Consider the following 25,075-nt stretch of genomic DNA (forward strand, 5'->3'; position numbering starts at 1 on the left):
TACGGAGGCTTCCTCACGTTATGTCCGCAAGTTAAATCGAGGATGCCTCAGCTTGTCAACGCCGCCTCCGCGGGCCCGGCCGGGGCCGGCACCACCCGGCCCGCGACCTCCAGCGTGAGATGGCCGGGCACGCCGACGATCTCGCCGAGGTCATGCGCGTACCGCGACCGCCGCGGCGTCACCTCTGTCACGGTGAACCCGTAGTGCGGGTAGAAGTCCGCGACCTTCGCGTTCCTCGCGCTCGCCACGTAGTCACCGTGCACGGCGGGAAAACCGGCGGCGCGTGCCTGGCCGAGCACCGCGGCCAGGCACGCCTGCTCGATGCCCCGGGCGAACACCCGGCAGCTCAGCAGGAGGTTCTCGATCAGCAACCCCTCCGGCAGCGCCCGCAGGAAGACCGCTCCGACGATCCCGTTGCTCCCGAACCGGTCTGCCGCCGACAGCGTCAGCACCCGCGAGCCGGGCCGCCCCGCCCGCTCACGCACCGCCTCCGGGGAGAGGCGCTCGGTGGTGAGGTTGAACTGGTTGGTGCGCAAGGTGAGCTGCGACAGCCGCGCGACGTCGGCGCCGGTGGCGGGCGCCAGCCGTACGGACACCCCCAGTCCGCCCAGGAACTCCTCGGCCGACCCCGCCGCGAACAGGAACTCCGAACGCGCCGCCTCCTCGTGGTAGCGCCGCGTCCGGACACGGTCCTCCGTGGTCACCTCGTTCACGGTGAACCAGCCGTCGGCCAGCAGCCGCGTCACGTGCAGCGCCGGGTCGCCGTCCAGGTGGATCACCGCCGTCTCCGGCAGCTCCGCCGCGACCGCGGCGCACTCGTGGACGCTGTCGTCGGCGAACACCACGCTGTCCCCGCCCAGGTTCAGCTCCCGCGCCAGGACCCGCAGGTTGGCCGGTTTCGGCCGCCAGTTGGCGAGGATGCGGACGAAGGCGTCCTCGCGCACCACCATGTCGGGGTGTTCCCGCAGCGCGGCGAGCACGGTCTCCTGGTCGTTCTTGCTCACCGCGGCCAGCAGGACGCCCTGCGACTGCAGCTGCGCCACCACCTTCTGGAACCGCTGGAAGGCCTCACCCCGCCGGCCGTGGGCCACCTCGATGCCCTCCACCCCGTCGTCGCCGAGGACGCCGCCCCACAGCGTCTGGTCGAGGTCGACGGCGAGCACCTTCCTGGCACGCCCGGTCCGGGCCCGCACCAGGTGGGCCAGTTCACGGGCGTACGCGCCGAGCAGGGCGTCCGACAGGTGCGCCCGCGCGTAGACCTCGAACCGCGGATCGGACAGCTCGATCGGCGCCGTCAGCAGCGGGTCGAGGTCCATCACCACGACGGGCTGCACCGACTCGCCGAACGCCAGCAGTTCGGCGTTGGCCCGCCGCCAGACCGCGCCGAGCCGCGCCCTGGACGGATGGTCCAGCAACTGCGCCTGCCACACCCGGGGCAGCGGGACGGTGTTGAACACGAGCGCGCCGGACCCACTCTCCCCGAACCGCGCCGCCAGCCGCCGCCACAGCGCCAGCTTCTCCTCCAGCACGCGCTCCACGTCGTCCACCGTGAACGGCACGCCGACCTCGTCGAACACGGCCGCGTGGTCGAGTACGCAGACGGTCACGTCGGGTCGTCCGGCGTACAGGGCGCTGCCGGGATCGCCCAGCTCGAACGCGTACGAGCCGAAGTCCGCGAGCCGGACGTCCGGCAGATACCCGTGGCGGGCCAGCTCGCCGGTGAGCGCGGTACGCAGCGCGCCGAGCGTACCGTGTCCGGTGACGGTCACGGCCGCGAGCGGAAGCCCCGGATGGTGTTCGCGAACGGCCTCCACGTCGACCCGCTCCAGCAGTCGCGCCGACGGGGCGGCGTCCTCCTCGTCCATCGCGGCCAGCAGTGCCGCGACCTCGTCGTATCGCGCCGCGAGCGCCCCCTCGCGGTGCAGCGAGCGCAGGCACGCGCGCGCCTCGGCGCTCTTCGAGGTCATCGCTTCTCCAGCAGTGCCGGCGCGTTTTGCGGGCCGAGCAGTTCCTCCAGCCGGAACGCGAGTTCGCGGGCGGTGCCGTGGTCGAGCACCAGTCCCACCCGCACGTCGACGCCGATCTCCCCGGAGAGCCTGGCGGCGATCTCCAGCGCGCCGAAGGAGGTGATGCCGATCTGGGTCAGGTCGTCCGCCGGGCCGATCGCTCCGTGGGAGTGCCCGAGCGCGTCGGCCACCGCCGTCAGCACCAGCGACGTCAGGAGGTCGTGGCGCTCGCCCTCAGGCAGGCCGGACAGCGGCCCGGATGACGGCGCGGGCGACGGCGCGGCGGCCGGTGCCGTCGTCGGCTCGTGCGGCTCGTACGGTGGCAGGTCCCGTCCGTGCCTCCTCGGCGGGATGAGCCAGTAGCGTTCGTGCCGGAACGGGTAGGTCGGCACGGTGGCCGGATCGGCGACCGGCCCCTCGCCGAGCACCTTCTCCCAGTCGATCCGCACACCGCGCGCATGGGCCTGCGCGACACCGCGCAACACCGACCGGGCCTCCGCCCCGGGGTCTCGCACCAGCGGGATCGCCGACACGCCGTCCCGCTCCCCTGCCAGGCAGTCCGCGATCATGCCGGTCATCGTGGTGTCGGGGCCGATCTCGACGAAGGTGTCGACGCCCAGGCCCCGCAGGGTGAGCACGCCGTCGTGGAAACGGACCGTGCCGCGCACCTGGGCGGCCCAGTGGTCCGGCGCGGCCAGCTCGTCCCGCGTCGCCACCAGGCCCGTGGTGTTGGAGACCAGGGGGATCGCGGGTTCGCCGACGTCCAGTTCCGTCGCCGCCTCCACCAGCCGCGGCAGCGCGGGGTCCATGTGCGGCGAGTGGAAGGCCTGGCCGACCGCGAGCGCCTTCGTACGCACCCCACGGGAGCGCCATCGGGCGGCCAGTCCCCGCACCGCGTCCGCGTCGCCGGAGACCACGGTCGACCTCGGCCCGTTGACCGCTGCCACGGACACCCGTCCGTCCAGCTCGGCCAGGGATGCCCGCACCTCCGCCTCGGGGGCCCGCAGTGACACCATGCCCCCGCCTTCCGGCGCGGACTGCATCGCCAGTGCCCGTACCACGACCAGGCGCGCGGCCTGCTCCAGCGAGAGCGCCCCGGCGACGTGTGCCGCGGTGAGCTCCCCGACGGAGTGGCCGAGCAGCGCGTGGGCGACCAGGCCCAGGTGCTCCGCGAGCCGGCAGAGCGCGAGCTGGGTGGCGAACAGCGCGGGCTGGGCGAACTCCGTGCGCCGCAGCAGCCCTCCCAGCGGGCCGTCGGCCGCGGCGGACACCACCTCGCCCAGGGGCGGGCCTTCGGCGTGGTGGACCCGTCTGGCCAGGTCCAGTGCGGCGCAGGCGGCGTCGAACGCCTCGGCGTAGACCGGGAACCTCTCGTACAGCTCGCGTCCCATCCGCGCCCGCTGGGTCCCCTGGCCGCTGAACACGAACGCCACCTTCGGCGCCGCACTCGCCCTGACGGTCGGGCTGGACGGCCCGGCGAGCGCGTCCAGTTCGCGGGTGAGCTCGGCGGCGCCGGAGCCGAGTGCCACCGCCCGGTACCTGAACTCCGAACGCCGTCCCGCCAGGGTGCGGGCCACGGCGGCGAGATCGGTCTCCCGCCCCGAGCGCAGGAGGTCACCCAGCCGGGCGGCCTGTGCCCGCACCGCCTCGGGCGTCTTGCCGGAAAGCAGCCAGGGGACGGCCACCAGCGGGTTCCCGGCCTCGGCCTCGGAGCCGGGCGACCCCCCTTCGGTCACCGGCGCCTCCTCGACGAGCAGGTGCGCGTTGGTCCCGCTGATCCCGAACGAGGAGACACCCGCCCTGCGCGGCCGGTCGCCGCGCGGCCAGGGAAGGGCGCGCTCCAGCGGTTCCACCCCGCCGTCGTCCCAGTCGACCAGGGTGGACCGATCGGCCACGTGCAGCGTCGCGGGCAGCACGCCGTGCCGCAGCGCCTGCACCATCTTGATCACACCGGCGACTCCCGCCGCGGCCTGCGTGTGCCCCAGGTTCGACTTGACCGAACCCAGCCACAACGGTCGTCGCCTCGCGGTGCCGTAGGCCGCGATCAGGGCGCCCGCCTCGATCGGGTCCCCGAGCGCGGTGCCGGTCCCGTGCGCCTCGACCGCATCCACCTCGGCCGGCGACAGCCCCGCGCCGCGCAGGGCCGTCTCGATCACCTTCTCCTGGGCGGTCCCGCTCGGCGCGGTGAGCCCGTTGCTCGCCCCGTCGGAGTTGATCGCCGAGCCGCGGACCACCGCCAGGACCGGGTGCCCGTTGCGCAGGGCGTCCCCGAGCCGCTCCAGCACCAGCACCCCCACGCCCTCGCCGAAGCCGGTGCCGTCGGCCCCGTCGGCGAACGCCTTGCAGCGACCGTCCGCGGCGAGCCCGCCCTGGAGCCCGAACTCCACGAAGACCCGGGGGGTGGCCATCACCGTCACCCCGCCGGCGAGCGCGAGGTCACACTCGGAGCGGCGCAGCGAGTCGGCGGCGAGGTGGATCGCCACGAGCGAGGACGAACAGGCGGTGTCGACGCTGAGCGCGGGCCCCTCGAAGCCGAAGGTGTACGCCACCCGCCCGGACGCCACACTCGCCGCGTTGCCGGTCATGAGGTAGCCGTCGAGCTCGGGGGGCACGTCGTCGATCGCGGGCGCGTAGTCCTGGTAGATCACACCGGTGAACACCCCGGTCCGGCTGCCCCGCAACGACCTCGGGACGATCCCCGCGCGCTCCAGGGCCTCCCAGGAGACCTCCAGCAGCTGCCGGTGCTGCGGATCCATCGCCACGGCCTCCCTGGGGGAGATCCCGAAGAAGGCGGCGTCGAACCCGGCCGCGTCGTCCAGGAAGCCACCGGCCCTCGCCCGCTCCCGCAGGGCCGGGTCCCAGCCGCGGTCCCGCGGCGGCTCGCCGACGGTGTCGACGCCGTCGGCGACCACCCGCCACAGGTCTTCGGGCGAGCGCACCCCGCCGGGGTAGCGGCAGGCCATCGCGACCACGGCCACCGGGTCCGGGTTCGACAGCGCGGCCAGCTCCCTCTTCACCCGGGCGAGCTCGCCGGTCGTCCACTGGAGGTACTCGACCAGCTTCTTCTCGTCACTCATACCGCTCGCCATCCCTAGGATCGAAGCTCGGAGTCGATGAACCTGAACAGCTCCTCGGCGGTAGCCGGGACCTCCTCGCCCGCCCCCGCGCCCGGTTCCCGCACGCCCGGTTCCCGCACGCCCGGTTCCCGCACGCCCGGTTCCCGCACGGCCGGTTCCCGCACGGCCGGGGCGAGCCGGCCGAGCAGGTGGTCGGCGAGAGCGGCCGGGGTCGGATGGTCGAACACGATGGTCGCCGGGAGCCGCAGCCCGGTGGCCTTGCCTAGCCGGTTGCGCAGTTCGACCGCGGTCAGCGAGTCGAAGCCGAGTTCCTTGAAGCTGCGCCCCTCCTCGGCCGCCTCCCCCGGGGCCCGCCCGAGGACCGCCTCCACATACCGGAAGACCGTCTCGGTCATCAGCTCCCCGCGGCGCGCCGGCTCGGTGCCGGCGAGCATCCGCGCCAGCGCGGGCTCGGCGGAGTCGGACCCGCCGGAGCCGTCGGCCTTCGCCGGGAGTACGCGGCCGCGCACCAGGGACCGCAGCGGCGGGGCCGGATCGGGGACCCCCGCCAGCCTCGCGAGGTCCAGCCGGACCGCGGCCAGGGTCGGCTCCGGCGCCGCCATCGCCGCGTCCAGAAGTGCCAGGCCACGTCCCGGTGACAGCGGCAGCAGTCCGGACCGCGCCATCCTGGCCCGGTCGACGGCGGAGAGCGAGCCGGTCATGGTGCTCTCCGACCGCCACAGTCCCCAGGCGATCGAGGTGGCCGGGAGCCCTTCGCGGGTCCTGGCCACGGCGAGGGCGTCGAGGAAGACGTTGGCCGCCGCGTAGGCCGACTGCCCGGCGCTGCCCACGATCCCCGCGGCGGAGGAGAACAGCACGAACGCGGCGAGGTCGAGGTCCCTGGTGAGCTCGTGCAGGTTCCAGGCGCCGTCCACCTTGGGCCGCAGCACCGCGTCGAGCCGTTCCGGGACGAGGTTGGCGAGCGTCGCGTCGTCCAGGACCCCGGCCGCGTGCACCACGGCCGTGAGGGGATGCTCGGCGGGGACCTCCGCGAGCACGCGGGCCAGCGCGCCGGCGTCCGCCACGTCCGCGGCGGCGATCGTCACCTTCACGCCGAGCCCGCCGAGTTCCGCACGGAGCCGTTCGGCGCCCTCCGCGAGGGCGCCCCGCCTGCTCAGCAGCAGCAGGTGCCCGGCGCCGTGTTCCCTGGCCAGGTGCAGCGCGACAAGCCTGCCCACACCGCCGGTCGCGCCGGTGACCAGGACCGTGCCGTCGGCACGGATCGGCCGGGGAATCCGGAGGGCCACCTTGCCCACGTGCCGGGCGAGTCCGAGGTGGCGGACGGCGTCCGGCGCCCGCCCGGCGTCCCAGGAGGTGACCGGGAGCGGCGTGAGGATCCCGCTCTCGAACAAATCCGCGAGGTCGGCGAGCATCCGGCCGATCCGGTCCGGCCCCGCCTCGGCCAGGTCGAACGCCCGGTAGTGCACGCCGTGCCGGGCGCGGACCTCCTCGGGGTCTCGTACGTCGGTCTTGCCCATCTCGATGAACCGCCCGCCGGGAGCGAGCAGTTCGAGTGAGGCGTCCACGAACTCGCGGGCGAGCGAGTTCAGCACGATGTCCACGCCGCGCCCGCCGGTCGCCTCCCGCACCGCCCCGGCGAACGCCAGGTCCCGGGAACCGGCGATCCTGCCGGGGGGCAGTCCGGCCTCTTCGAGAGCGGGCCACTTGGCGGGGCTCGCGGTGCCGAACACGGTCAGCCCCCAGTGGCGCGCCAGCTGGATCGCCGCCCCGCCGACGCCACCCGCGGCGGAGTGCACCAGGACCCACTCCCCCCGGCGGGCGCCGGACAGGTCGCGCAGGGCGTAGTAGGCGGTGAGGAACACCGCGGGCACGGTCGCCGCCTGGGCGAACGAGATGCCCTGCGGGATCGGCACCAGCAGACGGTGGTCGGTGACGGCCTCGGGCCCTATCCCACCGGAGATGAGACCCATCACCCGGTCGCCGGGACCGATACCGGTCACGTCGTCCCCGACCGCGAGTACCACCCCGGCGCCCTCGGTGCCCAGATCCGCCGCGCCCGGGTACATGCCCAGGGTGAGCATCGCGTCACGGAAGTTCAGGCCGGCGACGCGGACGGCGACTCTGACCTCCTCGCGGCCCAGGGGCCTGTCCTCGACAGGCCGGTACGCCAGATCGTCGGCCACCCCGCTCTCGGCCGCCTCCAGCCGCCAGTTGCCCGCGCCGGACGGTACCGGGTCGCGCCGGCGTCGTCGGAGCCTGGGCACCAGTGCCCCGCCGCCCCTGATCGCGACCTGCGGCTCGCCGGACGCCACGGCCTCCAAGACCTCCGAGAGGGGCGTGGAAGTGGTCTCGGTGTCCACGATCACCACCCGGCCGGGCTCCTCGGCCTGCACGCCGCGGACCAGCCCCCAGACCCCGGCGCCGGCGAGCGCGCCGGCGCGCTCGCCGGGAACCGCCTCCACGGCACGGCAGGTGCGCACCACGAACAGCGTTCCCGCCAGTCTGTCGTCGGCCAGCCCTCGCCGGAGCGTTTCGAGCACCCGTAGCAGGGCGGCTCGGACCGCCTCCGGTACGGGCCCGGCCTCTTCGCCCGCCGAGACGACGAGCACCTCGGGCGCGGGCTCTCCCGCGTCCAGCGCCGCGAGCAGCGCGCCGAGCCCCGGGTGGGCGGCCCCCTCGGCTTCCGCGGTCTCCTCGGCGTTCGCGGTGTTTCCGGCGTCCTCGATGTTTCCGGCGTTTCCGGCGTTTCCGGTGTTTCCGGTGTCCCCGAGGACTCGCACACGTTCGCGCGGCACACCGACGCCGGGGCGCACGGAGTCCCAGGTCAGTTCGTACAGCAGGTCCTCCGTGCCCGCCGCGGCGAGGTCCGCCGGGTCGGCCGCGCGGAACGTCACAGCCTCGATGCCCGCCACTGGGTCGCCCTCGGCCGTGGCCAGGTCGACCGCGACCGTCTCCTCCGCGGTGCGGCGTACGCGCACCCGTACCGTCGAGGGCGCGTCGGCGTACCGGGTGAGGCCGCGCCAGGTGAAGGGCAACCGTACGGCGCCGTCGTCGGGGAACAGGCCCGCGAGCCCGACGGCGTGCAGCGCGGCGTCAAGCAGCGTGGGCGCGACGCGGTACCCGGGCGGGCCCTCCAGGAACACCTCCGCGAGGACCTCCTCCCCCGACCGCCACGCCTCGCGCAGGCCCCGGAAGGCCGGGCCGTAGTGATAGCCCCTGGCGGCCAGGTCCTCGTACAGCCCGCCGACGTCGACGGGCACCGCGCCGGGTGGCGGCCACTCGGCGCGAACCGGCAGGGCGGTGGGTGCGGGGAGCGGAGCGAGCGAGCCCGCGGCGTACACCGTCCACGGCGCACCCAGCGGGTCACCGGTGTCCGCCGGCCGCGCGTGAACCCCGACGGGCCGCAGACCGTCCCGCTCGGCCGGGCCCACGGTCACCTGGATCTCGACCGCGCCGGAGTCGTCGAGCACCAGCGGGCGCCGGAGGGTCAGCTCGTCCACCCGCGCGACACCGGCCAGCTCCCCCGCGTGGCCCGCCAGTTCGGCGAGGACCGCGCCGGGAACCAGGACCGCGCCGTCCACCACGTGATCGCCCAGCCACGGCTGGTCGTCCAGGGAAAGCCCGCCGAAAAGCAGCAGGCCATCCTCGGACGCCGCGCGCACGGCCGTGGACAGTAGCGGATGCGTGACCGGCCGCGCGCCCGCGGGGATCCCGGCGGTGGTCACCGGCGCGTCCAGCCAGTACCGGTGCCGGTCGAAGGCGTAGGTCGGCAGGACCGGCACCCGCCCCGGGCGCTCGCCGAGGTACCCCGGCCAGTCGACCCGGACCCCGTTCACCCATGCCTCGGCCACCGAGATCAGCACCCGTGCCATGCCCCCGTCGTCCCTGCGCAGCGTGCCCAGTACGGCGGGCCGTTCCACCCCGGGGAGCGCCTCCAGGATCTCCTGGACTCCCGTCCCGACGACGGGGTGCGGGCTCACCTCGACGAACACCTCGTGCCCCGCCTCGGCCGCCGCCTCCACCGCGGCCTGCAGCAGCACCGGCCGGCGCAGATTGCGGTACCAGTAGCCGGGGCTCCCGAAGCCGGTACCGTCACCCGGCTCGATCGCCGCGCCGGTGACGGTGGAGAAGACGCCGGCGGTGAACGCGCGGTCCGGCGCGGGCGGGGGCAGGATCTCCAGCAGCTCGGCTTCGAGCGCCTCGACCTGGGGCGAGTGGGAGGCGTAGTCCACGTCCACCGGCCGCACCCGCACGCCCAGCTCCTCCAGTGCCCGCTCCACGCGGCGCACCGCCCCGGCCTCGCCGGCGACGACGGTCGAGGCCGGTCCGTTGAGCGCGGCGACCGACACCGTGTTCCCCGTGTTCCCCGTGTTCCCCGTGTTCCCCGTGTTCCCCGTGTTCCCCGTGTTCCCCGTGTTCCCCGTGTTCCCCGTACTCCCCGTACTCCCTGCATCCTCCGAGAGCCCGAGATTCTCGAGGACCGCGTGCACCCGCTCCCGCGAGGCCGCGACCGACAGCATCGCCCCGCCGCCCGCGATCTTGCGGATGGCCCGGCTGCGCAACGCCACCACCGCCGCCGACTCCTCCAGTGACAGCGCGCCCGCGGCGAGCGCGGCGGCGATCTCGCCCTGCGAGTGACCGATGACGGCGGCGGGCCGTACGCCGAAGGACTCCCAGAGCGCGGTGAGCCCGGTCATCACGGCCCACAGGACCGGCTGCACCACGTCCACCCGCCCCAGGCCGACGCCGCCGCGCAGCGCGTCCAGCAGCGACCACCCGGTCACCGGGTCGAGGGCGTCGGCGCATTCGCCGACCCTGCGGGCGAAGACCGGGGACTCGGTGAGCAGCGCGCGGGCCATGCCCTCCCACTGCGCGCCCTGGCCGGGGTAGACAAGGACCGGCACGCGCGAGTCCCCGGCGTACCCGCTCACCGCCGACGCCGACGGCGCCCCGTCCGCGACGGCGGACAACCCCGCCAGCGCCTCCTCGCGATCGGCGGCCACGACGACCGCGCGGTGGCCGAACTCGGCCCTGGTGGTCACCAGGGCCGCCGCGACATCGGCGAGGGCGACCCGCGGATACCGCTCCAGGTAGGCGCGCAGCCGCCGCGCCTCGCCTCCGAGCGCGCGCGCCGATCTCGCCGACAGGACGAGCGGGACCGGTCCGCCGAAAGGCTCCGGTGCGGGAGCGGCCTCGGGCGCGGGCGGCTCCTCGATGACGACGTGCGCGTTGGTCCCGCTCATGCCGAAGGCGGAGACCCCGAACCGCCGCGGACGCTCCCCGGCGGGCCAGGGGGTGTTCTCGGTGAGCAGCGCGACACCGCCCCGCTCCCAGTCGACGTGGCGCGACGGCCTGTCGACGTGCAGCGTGCGCGGCAGCGTCCCGTGCTCCAGTGCCATGACCATCTTGATGATCCCGCCGACGCCGGCCGCCGCCTGGGTGTGCCCGATGTTGGACTTGAGCGAGCCCAGCATGAGCGGCGGGCGGTCCCCGCGCGCCGCCCCGTACGTGGCGAGCAGCGCCCGCGCCTCCACCGGGTCGCCCAGGGTGGTGCCGGTGCCGTGCGCCTCCACCGCGTCCACGTCGGCCGGTGAGAGGCGCGCGGCGTGCAGGGCCTCCTCGATCACCCGTTCCTGGGAGGGGCCGTTGGGCGCGGTGAGCCCGTTGCTGGCGCCGTCCTGGTTCACCGCCGACCCCTTGAGCACGGCCAGCACGGGATGCCCGTTGCGCCGCGCGTCCGACAGTCGTTCCACCAGCAGCAGCCCGACGCCCTCGCTGAAGCCCGTGCCGTCGGCGGCGTCGGCGAACGCGCGGCACCGTCCGTCGGGTGAGAGTCCGCGCTGGCGGCTGAACTCCACGAAGGTCGCGGGTGTCGCCATGAGCGTGGCCCCGCCGACCAGCGCGAGATCGCACTCCCCGTCGCGCAGCCCCCGCTCCGCCAGGTGGAGCGCCACCAGCGAGGACGAGCAGGCCGTGTCCACGGTGATCGCGGGCCCCTGCAGGCCGTAGGTGTAGGCGATCCGGCCCGAGGCCACGCTCCCGGCGCTGCCGGTGCCCAGATACCCTCCGTACTCGCGCGGGTCGTCCTGCGCCCGGCCGCCGTACTCGGTGTAGATCAGGCCGACGTAGACACCGGTTCGGGAGCCGCGCAGGCCGGCCGGGTCGATGCCCGCGCGCTGGAAGGCCTCCCAGGAGGTCTCCAGCAGCAGCCGCTGCTGCGGATCGGCGGCCTTGGCCTCGCGCGGATTCATCTCGAAGAAGTCCGCGTCGAAGTCGGCGGCCTCGTGGAGGAACCCGCCGTCGCGCGCGTAGGACGTCCCCGGGTTGTCAGGGTCGTCGTCGAACAGGGCGCCCAGGTCCCAGCCCCGGTCGGCGGGAAACGGCCCGACCGCGTCCCCGCCCGATTCCAGGAGCTCCCACAGTTGTTCGGGGGTGCTGACGCCACCCGGGTAGCGGCAGGCCATCGCGACGATCGCGATGGGGTCCTCGGCCGCCCGCCCGCGCCGGGCCACGGCGCGGGACGGACCCTCCGGCGCGGTGCGGCTCAGGTGGCGGGCCAGGGCACGCGGGCTCGGATGGTCGAAGACGAGCGTGCTCGGCAGGCGGCGGCCCAGAAGGCGGCTCAGATGGTCCCTGAGCCGCACCCCCGTCATGGAGTCGAGTCCGAGGTCGCGGAAGGGCCGGTCCGGGCGGACGTCCCGGGCGGATTCGTAGCCGAGGAGGCCGGCGACCGCCCGGCCGACCAGGTCCAGCACCCGCTCCTCCCGCTCGCTCCCGGAAAGCCCCGCCAGCACGTCCACCGGCCCGGCGTCCTCGGGAGCGGCCCGCCCGGGCCCTTCCCGAGAACGTCGCACCGCGCGGTGCGCCCAGGGGACGGAGACGGGAGCGGGGGCCTGCGCCTCGCCGGACCCCTCGGCAGCCGGGCGGACGCGCACCTCCTCGACGCTCAGCACCATCCGGCCCGTGGTGTCGAACGCGGCGAGCGAGAAGGCGTCAGGCCCGGTCCAGGTCAGGCGGACGCGTACCGGGCCCATCGCGGCGGCGTACGACCGTACGCCGCTCCAGCTGAACGGCACGACCGCCTCGGGCCGCTCACCCCGGTCGGAGGCAGCGGCCGCCCGGTCGAGGAAGGCCACCTGCGCCATCCCGTCCAGCAGAGCGGGATGGAGCACGAATCCCTCCCCGCCCGCGCCTGTCCGGCCTCCGTCCCCGTCCGGCGGGGTCACCTCGGCGAACACGCCGCCACCCGAGCGCCAGGCGGCACCCACGCGGCGCAGGCGGGGGCCGTAGTGCACACCCGCGTCGGCCAGGCGGGCGTAGCCGGCGTCCACGTCGACGGGCTCGGCGTCCGCAGGCGGCCACGCCTCCGGGATCCCCATCCGCGCGACGGCGGCGTCGGCGTCGGCGTCGCCCGCGCTCAGCGAGCCCGAGGCGTGCAACCTCCACGGCTCCACAGCGTCTCCGGGGTCCCCGGGGTCCCAGGCGTCCCCGCCTCCCGGCCGGGCGTGGACCGTGAACGTCGCACCCGCGCCGCCGTCCTCGACGTTCACCTCCACCTGGACCTGTACGGGACCGTCCGGCACGTCCACCGGGGCGAGAAGTGCGACGTCGTCCACCCTCGGCAGACCGAGACGCTCTCCGGCCGCGAGCGTCAGCTCGACCAGCGCGCTCCCGACGAGCACCGGACGCTCTCCGAGCCGGTGCTCGCGGACCCAGCCGCCAGGCCCGCCGGGCACACCTCCGGTGAACAGCACCGCCCGCCCGTCCGCCGGCTCCACGACCACCTCCAGGAGCGGGTGCCCCACCCCGGCGGGGCCGGTCGAGAGCGGCGCCCCCTCGGTGCGGGTGTCGAGCCAGAATCGTCGCTCCTGGAACGCGTAGGTGGGCAGGGCGACGCGACCTCCCCGCGCGGCCGCCCCCCACTCGACGCCGAGCCCGGCCGCGAACAGGCTCCCGGCCGAGGTGAGCAGCTGCTCCAGCCCGCCGTCGCCGCGACGGAGCGTGGCCAGCGCGTGCGCCTCCACACCGGCCTCGTCGAAGGTGTCACGCAGCGGGGCCACGAGCACCGGATGGGGGCTGACCTCGAGGAAGCACCGGTGGCCCGCCTCCAGGAGCGCGGTGACGGTCTCGGCCAGGCGAACCGGGCGGCGAAGGTTGTCGTACCAGTACCCGGCACCGAGCGCGCTCGTGTCCATCTCGGCGGCCGTGACCGTGGAGAAGAAACCGACGGCGGACGTCCGCGGGCGAAGACCGGCGAACCGGGCGAGCAGGGGCTCCCGCAGCGGTTCGACGGCCGGTGAGTGGGACGCGTAGTCGACGGGGACGAGCCGCGCCCGCACCCCTTCGGCCTCGCAGCGGGCGACGAGGTCGCGCACCGCGCCCGCCTCCCCGGACACCACGGTCGCGTCCGGACCGTTGACGGCGGCGACGACGATCTCGTCACGGCCGCCGAGCCGGCGGCGTACTTCTCCGGCGGGCAGGCCGATCGACGCCATCGCCCCGCTCCCCGCGATGTCCGAGAGAGCGGCGCTGCGCCGGGCCACCAGCGCCGCCGCGTCGGCCAGGTCCAGGGCTCCCGCGACATGGGCGGCGGCGATCTCCCCCTGCGAATGTCCCACCACCGCGGCCGGTTCCACCCCGAGGGAACGCCACACCGCGGCGAGCGAGACCATCATCGAGAACAGGGCGGGCTGCACCACGTCGACCCGGCCGAGCAGGGTCTCCTCACCGGAGGACACCACCTCCAGCAGGTCCCAGCCGACGTGCGGCGCCAGTGCCTCGGCGCACCGCCGCATCTCGTCGCCGAACGGTTCTGAGGCGGCGAGGAGATCGCGGGCCATCCCGGCCCACTGCGACCCCTGGCCGGGGAACACGAAGACCGGCCGCCCGTTCACCGTCGCCTCACCCCGCACCGCGCGCCGGGAGGGAAGTCCCTGTTCCACCAGCGCCAGTTCCCCGGCGAGCCGGTCGAGGTCGGTACCGACGGCGACCGCGCGGTAGGACAGGTCGGCGCGCCCGGTGCGGAGGCTGTGGGCGACGTCGGCCGGGGACAGGCCCGGATTCTCCGCCACGTGTGCCCGCAACCGGCCGATCTGGTCACGCAGCGCCTGCTCGGTGTGCCCGGACACCGTCCACACCACCGGCGCCGGGGCCACGGTGCCGCCCGTCCGCGAGGACTCCGGCGCCCCGGACCGCTCCTCGGGCGACTCCTCCGGTGACTTCTGCGGGGGCTCCTCCGCGGGCTCCTCGATGACGACGTGCGCGTTCGTGCCGCTGATCCCGAACGAGGAGACCCCGGCCCGGCGCGGGCGGTCCCGCTTCGGCCACGCCCTCTCCCCGGTGAGCGGGGCGAGCCCTCCGGCGTCCCAGTCGACGTGCGGTGACGGCTCGTCGATGTGCAGGCTCGCCGGAAGCACCCCGTGCCGCATCGCCATCGCCATCTTCATCACGCCGCCGATGCCCGCCGCGGCCTGGGTGTGCCCGATGTTGGACTTGAGCGAGCCCAGCCACACCGGATCCGTCACCGGACGTGCCCGGCCGTAGGTCTCCATGAGGGCGCCCGCCTCGATCGGGTCGCCCAGGCCGGTGCCGGTGCCGTGCCCCTCGACGGCGTCCACCTCGGCGGGGTCGAGACCGGCGTCGGCCAGCGCGGCGAGGATCACCCGCCGCTGCGCCACCCCGTTGGGCGCCGACAGCCGGCTGCTCGCGCCGTCGGAGTTGACCGCGCTGCCGCGCAGCACCGCGACGATCGGGTGTCCCCTGCGCCGGGCCTCCGAGAGGCGCTCGACGAGCACCAGACCGACCCCTTCCGCCCAGCCGGTGCCGTCGGCCGAGGCGGCGTACGCCTTGCAGCGGCCGTCGGGCGACAATCCGCGCTGGCGGCTGAACTCGACGAACGTCGCCGGGGTGGCCATGACCGTGCTCCCGCCCGCGACGGCCATCTCGCAGTCTCCCCGGCGCACCGCCTGCGCCGCGTAGTGCAGCGCCACCAGCGAGGACGAGCACGCGGTGTCCACGGTGACCGCGGGTCCCTGCAACCCGAAGGTGTAGGCGACGCGGCCCGAGGCGATGCTTCCCGCGCTTCCCGTGCCGACGAACCCCTCGAAACCCTCGGGCGCGCGGACGTGGCGGGAACCGTAGTCGGAGTACATGACGCCGGCGAACACCCCGATCCGCTCCCCCGACAGGGAGCGCGGGTCCATCCCGGCGCGCTCGAACACCTCCCAGGCGGTCTGCAGGAGCAGCCGCTGCTGCGGGTCGATCGTCAGCGCCTCGCGAGGGCTGACGCCGAACAGTTCGGGGTCGAAGTCGGCGGCGGAGTACAGGAAGCCGCCCTCGGCGGCGTAGCTGGTGCCCTCCCTGTCCGGGTCGGGGTCGATCAGCTCCTCCAGCGGCCAGCCGCGGTCACGCGGGAACGGGCCGATCGCGTCGGTCCGTGCCTCCACCAGTCGCCACAGGTCCTCCGGCGACCGGACGCCGCCGGGGTACCTGCAGGCCATGGAGACGATCGCCAGCGGCTCGCGGGCGGCCTGCTCCAGTCGTTCCAGTGCCGCGCGGGTGCGCATCAGGTCGGCCGTGGTGCGCCGGAGGTACTCGCGGAACCTGTCTTCGTTCGCCATCGGTGAACCGCTCCCCGTGGTCGTCCTCGAAAGTGCCCGAGACGTCGGATCAGTCGCTCAGTTCTCGGTCCAGCAGCCCGAACAGCTCATCATCGGACGCTGAATCCACACCAAAGAGCGGCTCTCCCGCGCCGTTCACGGCGGCCTCGCCGGCGTCCAGCGCGTTCAGCGCGGCCCGCAGCGCCCGGACCAGGTCGACGCGACGCCGGTGGCCGGGGTCCAGGTCCGAGGCCGAGGAGACCCAGGTGTCCAGCGCCGTCGTGTCGAACGCGGGCCGGGCGAGGGCGCTGCGCTCCAGCAGGTGCTCCAGCAGGTGCTCGGTCAGTGCCCGTACGGTCGGGTGGTCGAACAGCACGGTCGCGGGAAGCCGCTCACCGACTTCGGTGCCCAGCCGGTCGCGCAGCTCGATCGCCGTCAGCGAGTCGAGACCCAGGTCGAACAGTCCCCGGTCGTCGGGAACCTGCGCCGGTCCCGCGAGACCGAGCACCTCCGCGACCCTGCCGGCGACCGTGTCGCGCACCACGGCGCGCGACACGGTCTCGTCCATGCCGTACAGGCGCCGGGCGAGCGGCACGGCCGCCACGGCGGGCCGGGCGGGGACCAGGCCATCGAGCACGTCGGGAAGATCGTCCTGTCTGCGGGCGAGCGCCACCCGATCGAACCAGGCGGGTACCACCACGGCCAGGCCGCTCGCCAGCGACCTGTCGAGCAGATCCAGCCCCGCGCCGACGGGCAGCGCGCGGATGCCCAGCCTGTCGAGCCTGGTCCGCGCCGCTCCGTCGAGCCCGGCCGCCATCCCGGTGTCCGATCCGGTCTCCCACAGCCCCCAGGCGAGGGACGCGCCCGGCAGGCCCGCCGCCCGCCTGTGGTGGGCGAGCGCGTCCAGGAAGGCGTTCGCCGCCGCGTACCCCGTCTGCCCGGCGTTGCCCAGCACGCCCGCGACCGAGGAGAACAGCACGAACGCCGTCAGCGGCAGATCCCCGGTGAGGCGGTGCAGGTTCCAGGCCGCGTCCACCTTGGGGCGCAGGACCCGTTCCAGCCGCTCGCCGGTCGTGTTCTCCAGCACCGCGTCGTCGAGCGTGCCGGCTATGTGGAACACGGCACCGAGCGGCCTGCCCGGGTCGACACCGGCGAGCAGTGCCTCGGTGGCCGCCGTGTCCGCGAGGTCGCACGCGGCCGTCCGGACCCGCGCCCGGTCGCCGAGTTCCCCGGCGAGGGCGCGCAGCGCCGGATCGGCGTCGCCGCGCCTGCTGACCAGCAGGAGGTGCCGGGCGCCGTACTCGGCGACGAGGTGGCGGACGACCGCGGCACCGAGCGCACCGCCGGCGCCGCTCACCAGCACGGTGCCCGTCCCGAGCTCCGGCGGGGTCCCGGGTGAGCCCGTCACCGCGCGCAGGCGCGGCCGGAACGCCTCTCCCCGGCGGATGGCGAGCTCACCGGGCCTGGCCGCCACCGCGCGCGGCAGCAGCGCGGACGACTCCTCGTGCCCGTCGGCGTCGACGATACTGATCCGTCCGGGGTACTCCCTGCGTGCGGCGCGGACCAGGCCCCACAGCGAGGCCTCCGCCAGCCCCGGCAGCCGGTCGTCACCGTCCACCGCGACCGCCCCGCGCGTCACCACCACCAGATGTGCCTGCTCGGGCAGCGTGAGGATGCTCTCGCGGACCGCCAGAAGGCAGGCGCGGACGGCGGTGGCCGGGTCGTCCCACTCCGCCTCGTAGGAGACCGTGGCGAACGGCAGGTCCAGGCCGTGCCCGCCGGAGGTCAGCACGATCGTGTCCTCGCCGTGCCCGCCGCCCTCCTCGCCCGCCGGCGCCGTGGCGGCCAGCTGCGCGGGGATCCAGGAAAGCTCGTACGGCCGGGCCGCGACCCCGCCGCGTGCCAGGGCACTCTCCTCGACCCTGCGTACCCGTACCTCACCGGCCGACAGCACCGGACGCGCCGCGGCGCCGTCCCTGTCGGCCGCGTCCGCCGCGTTGATCACGTCGAGGGCGAACGTCCCTTCACCGGTGTGCCGGATCCTGACCCGCAGCGGCCCGCGCGGCAGGCCGTGCACGCGCACCTCCCGCCAGGTGTGCGGTACCTGGACGCCTCCCTCCACCGCCTCGCCCGCGTCGGCGATCCACGCGTGCAGGGCGGCGTCGAGCAGCCCCGGGACGAGGTCACCGCCGGTGTCCACCTCGGCGTAGAGCTCGTCCCCGGTCGCCCACAGCGCGCGCAGGCCCTGGAACGCCGGGCCGTAGTCGTACCCGCGCTCGGCGAAGACCTCGTAGATCCCCGTGACGTCCACCGCGCGTGCCTCGGGCGGGCGGTGACCCGACCAGCCGGGTGCGGGGCCGTCACCGTCCAGCACGGCCTCGGCGTGCAGGGTCCACTCGCCGTCGGCCGGTTCCCCGCCGGAGCGCGCGTGCACCCGCACCGTGGCGTCCGTCACCGTGACCCGCAGGTGCACCTCCTCCTCCGCGCCGACCGTGACGGGGGCGTGCAGCGTGAGCTCCCGCACCGTCGCCATGCCGTGCCGATCCGCCAGCCGTCCCAGCAGATCCACGAGGGCGGTGGCCGGGAGGACCGGCGTACCCGCCAGCGCGTGGTCCGCCAGCCACGGCTGCCGCCGCTGGGAGAGCACTCCCGTGTAGAGGGTCTGTGCTCCGTCCGGCACGGCGATCGAGGCGGTGAGCAGCGGGTGGCCCGGATCCTCGGCGCCGATTCCGGCGGCGGTCCCGTCCTCGGCCGGCGGCAGGAGCCACAGGCGCTCCCGTTTGAAGGGGTAGGTGGGCAGCGGAACGATGACGGCATTTCCGCCGTTTCCGGCGTTCCTGCCGTTTCCGCTGTTTTCGTTGTTCTCGCTGTTCCTGTCGTTCTCGCCGTTTCCGCCGAGCAGCGCCCGCCAGTTCCAGGCGACACCCGCGATGAAGGCCCGCGCCACGAACGACCAGAGCGCGAACCCGTCGTCGTGCCTGCGGTCGAGCACGGAGATCGCCACGACGTCCTCTCCCAGGTCGTGCTGCCGGACCATCGCGGTCAGCGCGGCGTCCGGCCCGACCTCCAGGAAGCGCGCCGCGCCCAGCTCCCGCATCCGGCCGACCGCGTCGGCGAACCGCACGGTCCCGCGTACCTGGGCGGCCCAGTGCGCGGCCGACCCGAGTGTGTCCGCCCCGCTCTCTCGCGCGGTCAGCGTGGACACGACGGTGCGGGTCCCCGGCACGGCGCGCAGGTCGCCGATCTCCTCGCGGAAGGCCGCGAGCATCGGCTCCATGTGCGCGGAGTGGAACGCGTGGCTGACGGTGAGCGACCTGGTGCGGTGCCCGTTCACCGCCAGGAGGCCCACCAGTTCCTCGACGGCTCCGGTGTCGCCCGAGAGCACCACGGAGCCGGGCGCGTTCACCGCCGCGACGTCAACGCGCGCCCCTGTCTCGGCGATGAGCCGTTCCACGGTCGGCAGGTCGGCCTGGACCGCGGTCATCGCGCCTCCTGCGGGGAGTTCCTGCATCAGGCGCCCGCGGGTCGCGACGAGCGCCACCGCGTCGGGCAGGCTCAACGTCCCGCCGACATGCGCGGCGGTGATCTCACCGACGGAGTGCCCGGCGAGGAGGTCGGCGGGCAACCCCCACGACTCCAGCAGCCGGAACAGCGCGACCTCCACCGCGAACAGCGCGGCCTGGGTGTACCGGGTCTGGTCGATCGGCCCCGCCGCGTCGTGGCCGGACACCACTCCGGCCACGTCCGTGCCGTCCATCCTGCGAAACTCGGCGCAGACCTCGTCGAAGGCCCGCGCGTACGCCGGGAACGAGCCGTACAGCCCGGCTCCCATGCCGACGCGCTGGCTGCCCTGGCCGGTGAACAGCACGGCGGTCCCGCCGCGCGCCGGTGTGCCCGTGAGCACCGCCGGGAATGCCCCGGGCTGCGGCGCGGTGCCGTCGATGAGGTGGTCGAGGCCGATGAGCAGCTCGCTCCGGTCGCGGCCGAGCACCACGGCCCGCCGTTCGAACGCGGTCCGCGTCGTCGCCAGGGACAGGGCGACATCACTGGCCCGCAGAGCGGGGGTGGCGAGCACGTGCCGCTTGAGACGGACCGCCTGCTCCCGCAGCCCGGCCGCGTCACGAGCGCTGAGCACCCACGGCACCACCGCTCCGGCCGTTCCCGCCGCTCCGTCGGTGACGCCGTCGCCCGCCACCACGGGCGTCTCCTCACCCGACTCGAGGACGACGTGGGCGTTGGTGCCGCTGATCCCGAACGACGAGACCGCCGCCCTGCGCGGCCCCGGTGTGTCCGGCCAGGCGACCGGCTCGGCGGGCACGGACACGGTGCCGCCCGACCAGTCGACGTGCTCGGTGAGCCTTCCCCGGTGCAGGGTGGCCGGGACCTGCCCGTGCCGCATGGCGAGCACCATCTTGATGATCCCGGCGACCCCCGCGGCGGCCTGCGTGTGCCCGATGTTCGACTTCACCGAGCCCATGAGCAGCGGGCTCCGGTCCTCGCGGTCGCGACCGTAGGTGTTGAGCACCGCGCCGGCCTCGATCGGGTCGCCGAGCCTGGTCCCCGTGCCGTGCGCCTCCAGCACGTCCACGTCCGCGGGCCGCAGTCCCGCGCTGCGCAGGGCACTGCGGATGACCCGCTCCTGGGAGGGTCCGTTCGGCGCCGTGAGGCCGTTGCTGGCGCCGTCCTGGTTGACCGCGGAACCGCGGACGACGGCCAGCACCCGATGCCCGTTGCGGCGGGCGTCCGAGAGCCGCTCCAGGACGAGCAGCCCGACACCCTCACCCCACGCGGTGCCGTCCGCATCGGCCGAGAACGGCTTGCAGCGGCCGTCGGGGGCCAGGCCGCGCTGCCGGCTGAACTCGATGAACGTGGCCGGGCTCGCCATGACGGTCACGCCGCCGGCCAGGGCGAGCGTGCACTCGCCCAACCTGAGCGCCTGAGCCGCCTGGTGGACCGCGACCAGCGACGAGGAGCAGGCGGTGTCCACGGTCACCGCCGGCCCCTCCATGCCGAGGGTGAAGGAGATGCGGCCGGAGGCGACGCTGCCCGCGCTGCCGCTCACCAGATATCCCTCCAGATCCCCGGCGGTACCGCGGCGCTGGTGCACCCGCGCGCCGTAGTCGGAGTACATGACGCCGACGAAGACACCGCTCTGCGTGCCGCGCAGGGCGGCCGGGTCGATCCCCGCGTCCTCCACCGCCTCCCACGCGGTCTGCAGCAGCAGGCGCTGCTGCGGGTCGACGGCGAGTGCCTCGCGCGGGCTGATCCCGAAGAACCCGGGATCGAACTCGGCGGCGTCGCGCAGGAAACCGCCGTGCCGGGTGGAGGAGGTCCCCGGGCGCTCGGGATCGGGATCGAACAGATCCGGGTCCCAGCCACGGTCGGCGGGGAACTCCGAGATGGCGTCACCTCCCGAGACGAGCAACTCCCACAGCTCTGCCGGGGTACGCACCCCGCCGGGGAACCGGCACGCCATGCCGACGATCGCGATCGCGTCGCCGGCGGCACCGAGCGGCACGGCCGGGTCCTTCGGCTCGTCCCTTGTTCCGGCGCCCGTCACCTCGTCGAGGAAACGGATCAGGGCGACCGGGTTCGGGTGGTCGAAGACGATCGTTCCCGGCAGGCGGACACCGAGGTCACCGCTGAGCCGGTCGCGCAGTTCCACCGCCGTCAGGGAGTCGAAACCGAGGTCGCTGAAGGAGCGCTCCGGGTCGACCTCCGCGCCGCCGGCGTGCCCGAGCACCGCCGCGACCGCGTCGAGCACCAGGTGGGAGGTGTCCTGCGCCGGCGTGGCCGACGCGTCCGTCGTGTTCGCTGCGTCCGGCGCTCGCCGGACGGCGACGGGGCCGCGGTGCCGTTCCACCGCCCGAGGGTCGAGGTGCGCCGCGACCACCGCGGCGGTGTCCAGCCGCAGGGCACGGTCGAACAGCGCGATCCCCTCGGCCTCGCCCATGGGCTTGATGCCCGCCCTGCCGAGGCGGGCGACGTCGCGCTCGGTGAGCCCGGCGCCCATGCCGGTGCCGATGTCCCACAGCCCCCAGTGGACGGTCACCCCGTGCCCGCCGGCCAGCCGCCTGCGATGGGTGATCGCCTCCAGCGCCGCGTTGGCCGCACAGTAACCGCCCTGCCCCGCGGTGCCGACGACGCCGGCGACCGATCCGAACAGTACGAACGCGTCGAGTTCTGTGCCGCGCGTGGCCTCGTCCAGGTTGCCGGCGGCCACGGCCTTGGCCTCGATCATCCGGCGGAGCGCGTCGGCGGGAAGCCGTTCGACGGCCGCGTCCTCGACGACGCCCGCGGCGTGCACCACACCGGTCAGCGGGGTGTCCGGCGCGGTCAGCAAGTCGGCGAGGGCGTCCCGGTCGGACGGGTCGCAGGCCCGGATGGCGACGCGGGCGCCGAGTGCGGCCAGTTCGGCCTCGACGTGGGCGGCGTCGGGGTGTTCCTCGCCGCGACGGCTGACCAGCAGGAGGTTTCTCACGCCGTGCCGTGTGACGAGATGGCGCGCGATCCGGCGGCCGAGCGCGCCGAGGCCTCCGGTGATCAGCACGGTGCCACCCGCGGCGCTGCGCGGCCAGGCCGCGCCGTCCGCCGCGGACCCGAACTCGGACCCGGGCCCGGACCCGGACTCGGCCCTGGTCCTGGTCCTGAGCTCGGAGTCGAGCTCGGCTCCGGCCTCGGGTTCGGGTTCGGGTTCGGGTTCGGGTTCGGGCGACAGTCTGGGGACCCGCGGTACGCCGTCACGGAGCGCGGCCTCGGGCAGTTCGGTGCCGATCGCCGCGAGCAGCGCGGGGTCGGCGATCTCGTCGTCGCCGATGTCCAGCAGTGCGAACCTGCCGGGGTGCTCGGCCCGCGCCGCCCGTACCAGGCCCCACAACGCGGCGGCCGAGGGGCGCGCCGGCTCACCGTCGTCGACGGCGAGACCTCGGGTGAGGAAGACCAGCAGTCCGTCCTCCGCCTCGGCCAGCCAACGCCGGATGGCCTGGCGTGCCACCTCCACCTCGGCGTACGGATCGTCGCCGTCGTCGGTGAGGGCGAGCAGCACGGTGCCGGTGAGCCGCTTGGGGAGAGATCTGTTCACCGTGAGGTCACCGGCCGCGGGCACCGGCGGCGCCACGGCCTCCCAGCGGAGGCGATACAGCCCCGCCGCGGACGGCAGCGGGCGCAGCCGCAGCCGTTCCACGGTCAGCACGGGCTGCCCGTCGTCGCCGGTCAGGTCGATCCGGTAGGTGTCCGGGTCCACCGGGGTCAGATGGGCCCGCACCCTGGTCGCGTGCGCGGCGTGCAGCCGTACCCCGTCCAGGGCGTAGGGGACGCGCCGCGGCCCGTCGATCCCATGCAGCGAGATCGTGTGCAGGACGGCGTCGAGGAGAGCCGGGTGCAGACCGTACCGGGTGGCCTCGCCCCGGATCGGCGCGGGAAGCTCCGCCTCGGCGTAGAGGTCCGCTCCGTTCAGCCAGGCCGCGCCCAGTCCCTGGAACGCCGGCCCGTACTCGTAGCCGTGCTCGGCCAGCAGCCGGTAGGTCGCCTCAAGGCCGCCCTCGTCGAGGCGGGCGCCGGACTCGAAGGGCGTTGCCGCGCGGCCGGGGGTGATCTCCGCGTCGGTGAGCAACGCGGTGACGTGGGAAGTCCATTCCGTGCCCGCCGCGCGGCCGCGCACGGTGAGCTCCCCTGCCGGGGACACGCTCACCTGGAGCTGGGTCTCCGCGGCGCCGTCCAGCTCCAGCGGCGTGCGCATCACGAAATCGCCCAGCGCGGGGCGGCCGATGCTCGCGCCGATCGCCAGAGCCAGCTCGGCCAGTGCCGCGGCCGGGACGAGCATCCGTCCGTCGACGCGGTGCTCGGCCAGCCACGGTTGTCTGCGCGCGGACAGCGCGCCGGTGAAGAGCCGTGCCCCGTCCGGCAGCTCGGTCGAGGCCGTGAGCAGCGGGTGCGGGGAGGCGTCCAGCCCATAGCTGGCGGGCCGCCCGTCGTCCTCGGTCGGCAGGAGCCAGTAGTGCCGTGTCTCGAACGGGTAGGTGGGCAGGTCCACCAGTCGGCCACCGGCCAGCAGCGGACCGAAGTCGACCGGAACCCCCGCCGCGTGCAACGCGCCCAGCGCGGTCCCGAAGGTGGCCGCCTCCGGCCGGCCTGGCCGTAGCAGGGGTACGGCGAGCACCCCGTCGGCGCTCTCCCGCGCCATCGCGGCGAGCGATCCGTCCGGCCCCAGCTCGGCGAACCGGGTCACCCCTGACCGGTGTGCGGCGCGCACCGCGTCGGCGAACCGCACCGCTCCGCGAAGCTGGGCGACCCAGTAGTCCGGCGCCGACATCTCCCCTTCGCCGGCGAGCGTTCCGGTCACCGTCGAGATGACGGGGAGGCGGGGGGTGTGGAAAGAGAGTCCGGACACCACCCGGCGGAACTCGTCGAGGACTCCGTCCATGTGCGCGGAGTGGAAGGCGTGGTCGACCTTCAGCCGCGCGGCCTTGTGCCCGGCCTCCTTCCATCGCCCGACCAGGCGGTCGATCTCGTCCGCGTCGCCGGAAAGTACCACCGCCGCGGGGCCGTTGACCGCGGCGATCTCCACCCTGCCGCCGGAGGTGGCGGCCAGCTCCGCCGCCTCGGCCTCGATGGCGGCGAAGGCGGCCATCGCCCCGCCCTCCCCGCCGGACTGCATGAGCCTGCCCCGCGCGGTGACCAGCGCGCAGGCGTCGTCCAGGTCCAGGACGCCCGCGACGTGGGCCGCGGCGAGCTCGCCGACGGAGTGGCCGATCAGGAAGTCCGGCCGCAGCCCATGGGACTCGGCCAACCGGTACAGGGCGACTTCCAGGGCGAACAGCACAGGCTGTGCGTACCGGGTCTGCCGCAGCCGGTCCGCGTCGCCGGTGACCAGTTCCCGCAGGCCGACATGCAGGTGCGGCTCCATCGACGCGGAGATCTCGTCGAACGCCTTCGCGTAGGGTGCGGATGTCTCCAGCAGTTCCGCGCCCATCCCGGTCCGCTGGGTGCCCTGCCCGGAGAAGAGAAACGCGAGGCGCTGGTCGGAAAGTGCGCGTCCGGCCTCGACTCGGGGATGGCGTTCGCCGTCGCGGAGCGCCGCCAGCGCGGCCGCCGCGTTCTCCTCGTCGGCGTCGACGACGGCCCGGTGCTCGAACCTGGGGCGCCTGGCGAGGGTGAGGCCGACGTCGCGCAGGCCGGGCGCCGTGCCCGAGGTGAGGACGTCGTGCAGTGCCGCGGCCTGCGCACGCAGCGCCGTCCCGGTCTTCGCCGACAGGACGAGCGGCACCGGGCCCCCGTCGTCCGGGACCTCCTCAGGTTCCGGGTCGTCGGGTGCCTGTTCGAGGATGACATGCGCGTTGGTCCCACTGATCCCGAACGACGACACCCCCGCCCGCCGCACCCCACCCCCCCGCGG

Annotated in this window: 4 protein-coding genes; all 4 read right to left on the reverse strand. The window is 74.8% G+C overall.

Going from position 1 to position 25,075, the window contains the following annotated elements; all coding sequences use genetic code 11:
* Window positions 1–47: 47 nt before the first annotated feature.
* From ACIBH4_RS33225 to ACIBH4_RS33240, 4 genes are read right to left on the reverse strand one after another with little or no spacing between them, the layout of a single operon-like run.
* On the reverse strand, window positions 48–1,967 hold the full coding sequence (locus ACIBH4_RS33225) for an HAD-IIIC family phosphatase (protein WP_362767424.1): 1,920 nt from the start codon (window positions 1,965–1,967) through the stop codon (window positions 48–50).
* Window positions 1,964–5,083: a beta-ketoacyl synthase N-terminal-like domain-containing protein gene (locus ACIBH4_RS33230; RefSeq protein ID WP_362767421.1), complete on the reverse strand. Its 3,120-nt coding sequence runs from the start codon at window positions 5,081–5,083 to the stop codon at window positions 1,964–1,966. The genes ACIBH4_RS33225 and ACIBH4_RS33230 overlap by 4 nt, the downstream gene beginning before the upstream one ends.
* Window positions 5,084–5,097: 14 nt before the next feature.
* Window positions 5,098–15,702, reverse strand: a complete 10,605-nt coding sequence (locus ACIBH4_RS33235; protein ID WP_362767419.1) for an SDR family NAD(P)-dependent oxidoreductase — start codon at window positions 15,700–15,702, stop codon at window positions 5,098–5,100.
* Between the two features lie 49 nt (window positions 15,703–15,751).
* Window positions 15,752–25,045 (reverse strand): type I polyketide synthase, encoded by a 9,294-nt coding sequence (locus tag ACIBH4_RS33240; RefSeq protein WP_362767416.1) that lies wholly within the window; start codon window positions 25,043–25,045, stop codon window positions 15,752–15,754.
* Between the last annotated feature and the right edge of the window lie 30 nt (window positions 25,046–25,075).

The sequence above is a fragment of the Streptosporangium sp. NPDC050284 genome (assembly GCF_044459525.1).
Classification (GTDB): domain Bacteria; phylum Actinomycetota; class Actinomycetes; order Streptosporangiales; family Streptosporangiaceae; genus Streptosporangium.

Coding starts and splice junctions, on each gene's coding strand:
- ACIBH4_RS33230 (WP_362767421.1), bottom strand. CDS start 5,083: ATGAGTGACGAGAAGAAGCTGGTCGAGTACCTCCAGTGGACGACCGGC.
- ACIBH4_RS33225 (WP_362767424.1), bottom strand. CDS start 1,967: ATGACCTCGAAGAGCGCCGAGGCGCGCGCGTGCCTGCGCTCGCTGCAC.
- ACIBH4_RS33235 (WP_362767419.1), bottom strand. CDS start 15,702: ATGGCGAACGAAGACAGGTTCCGCGAGTACCTCCGGCGCACCACGGCC.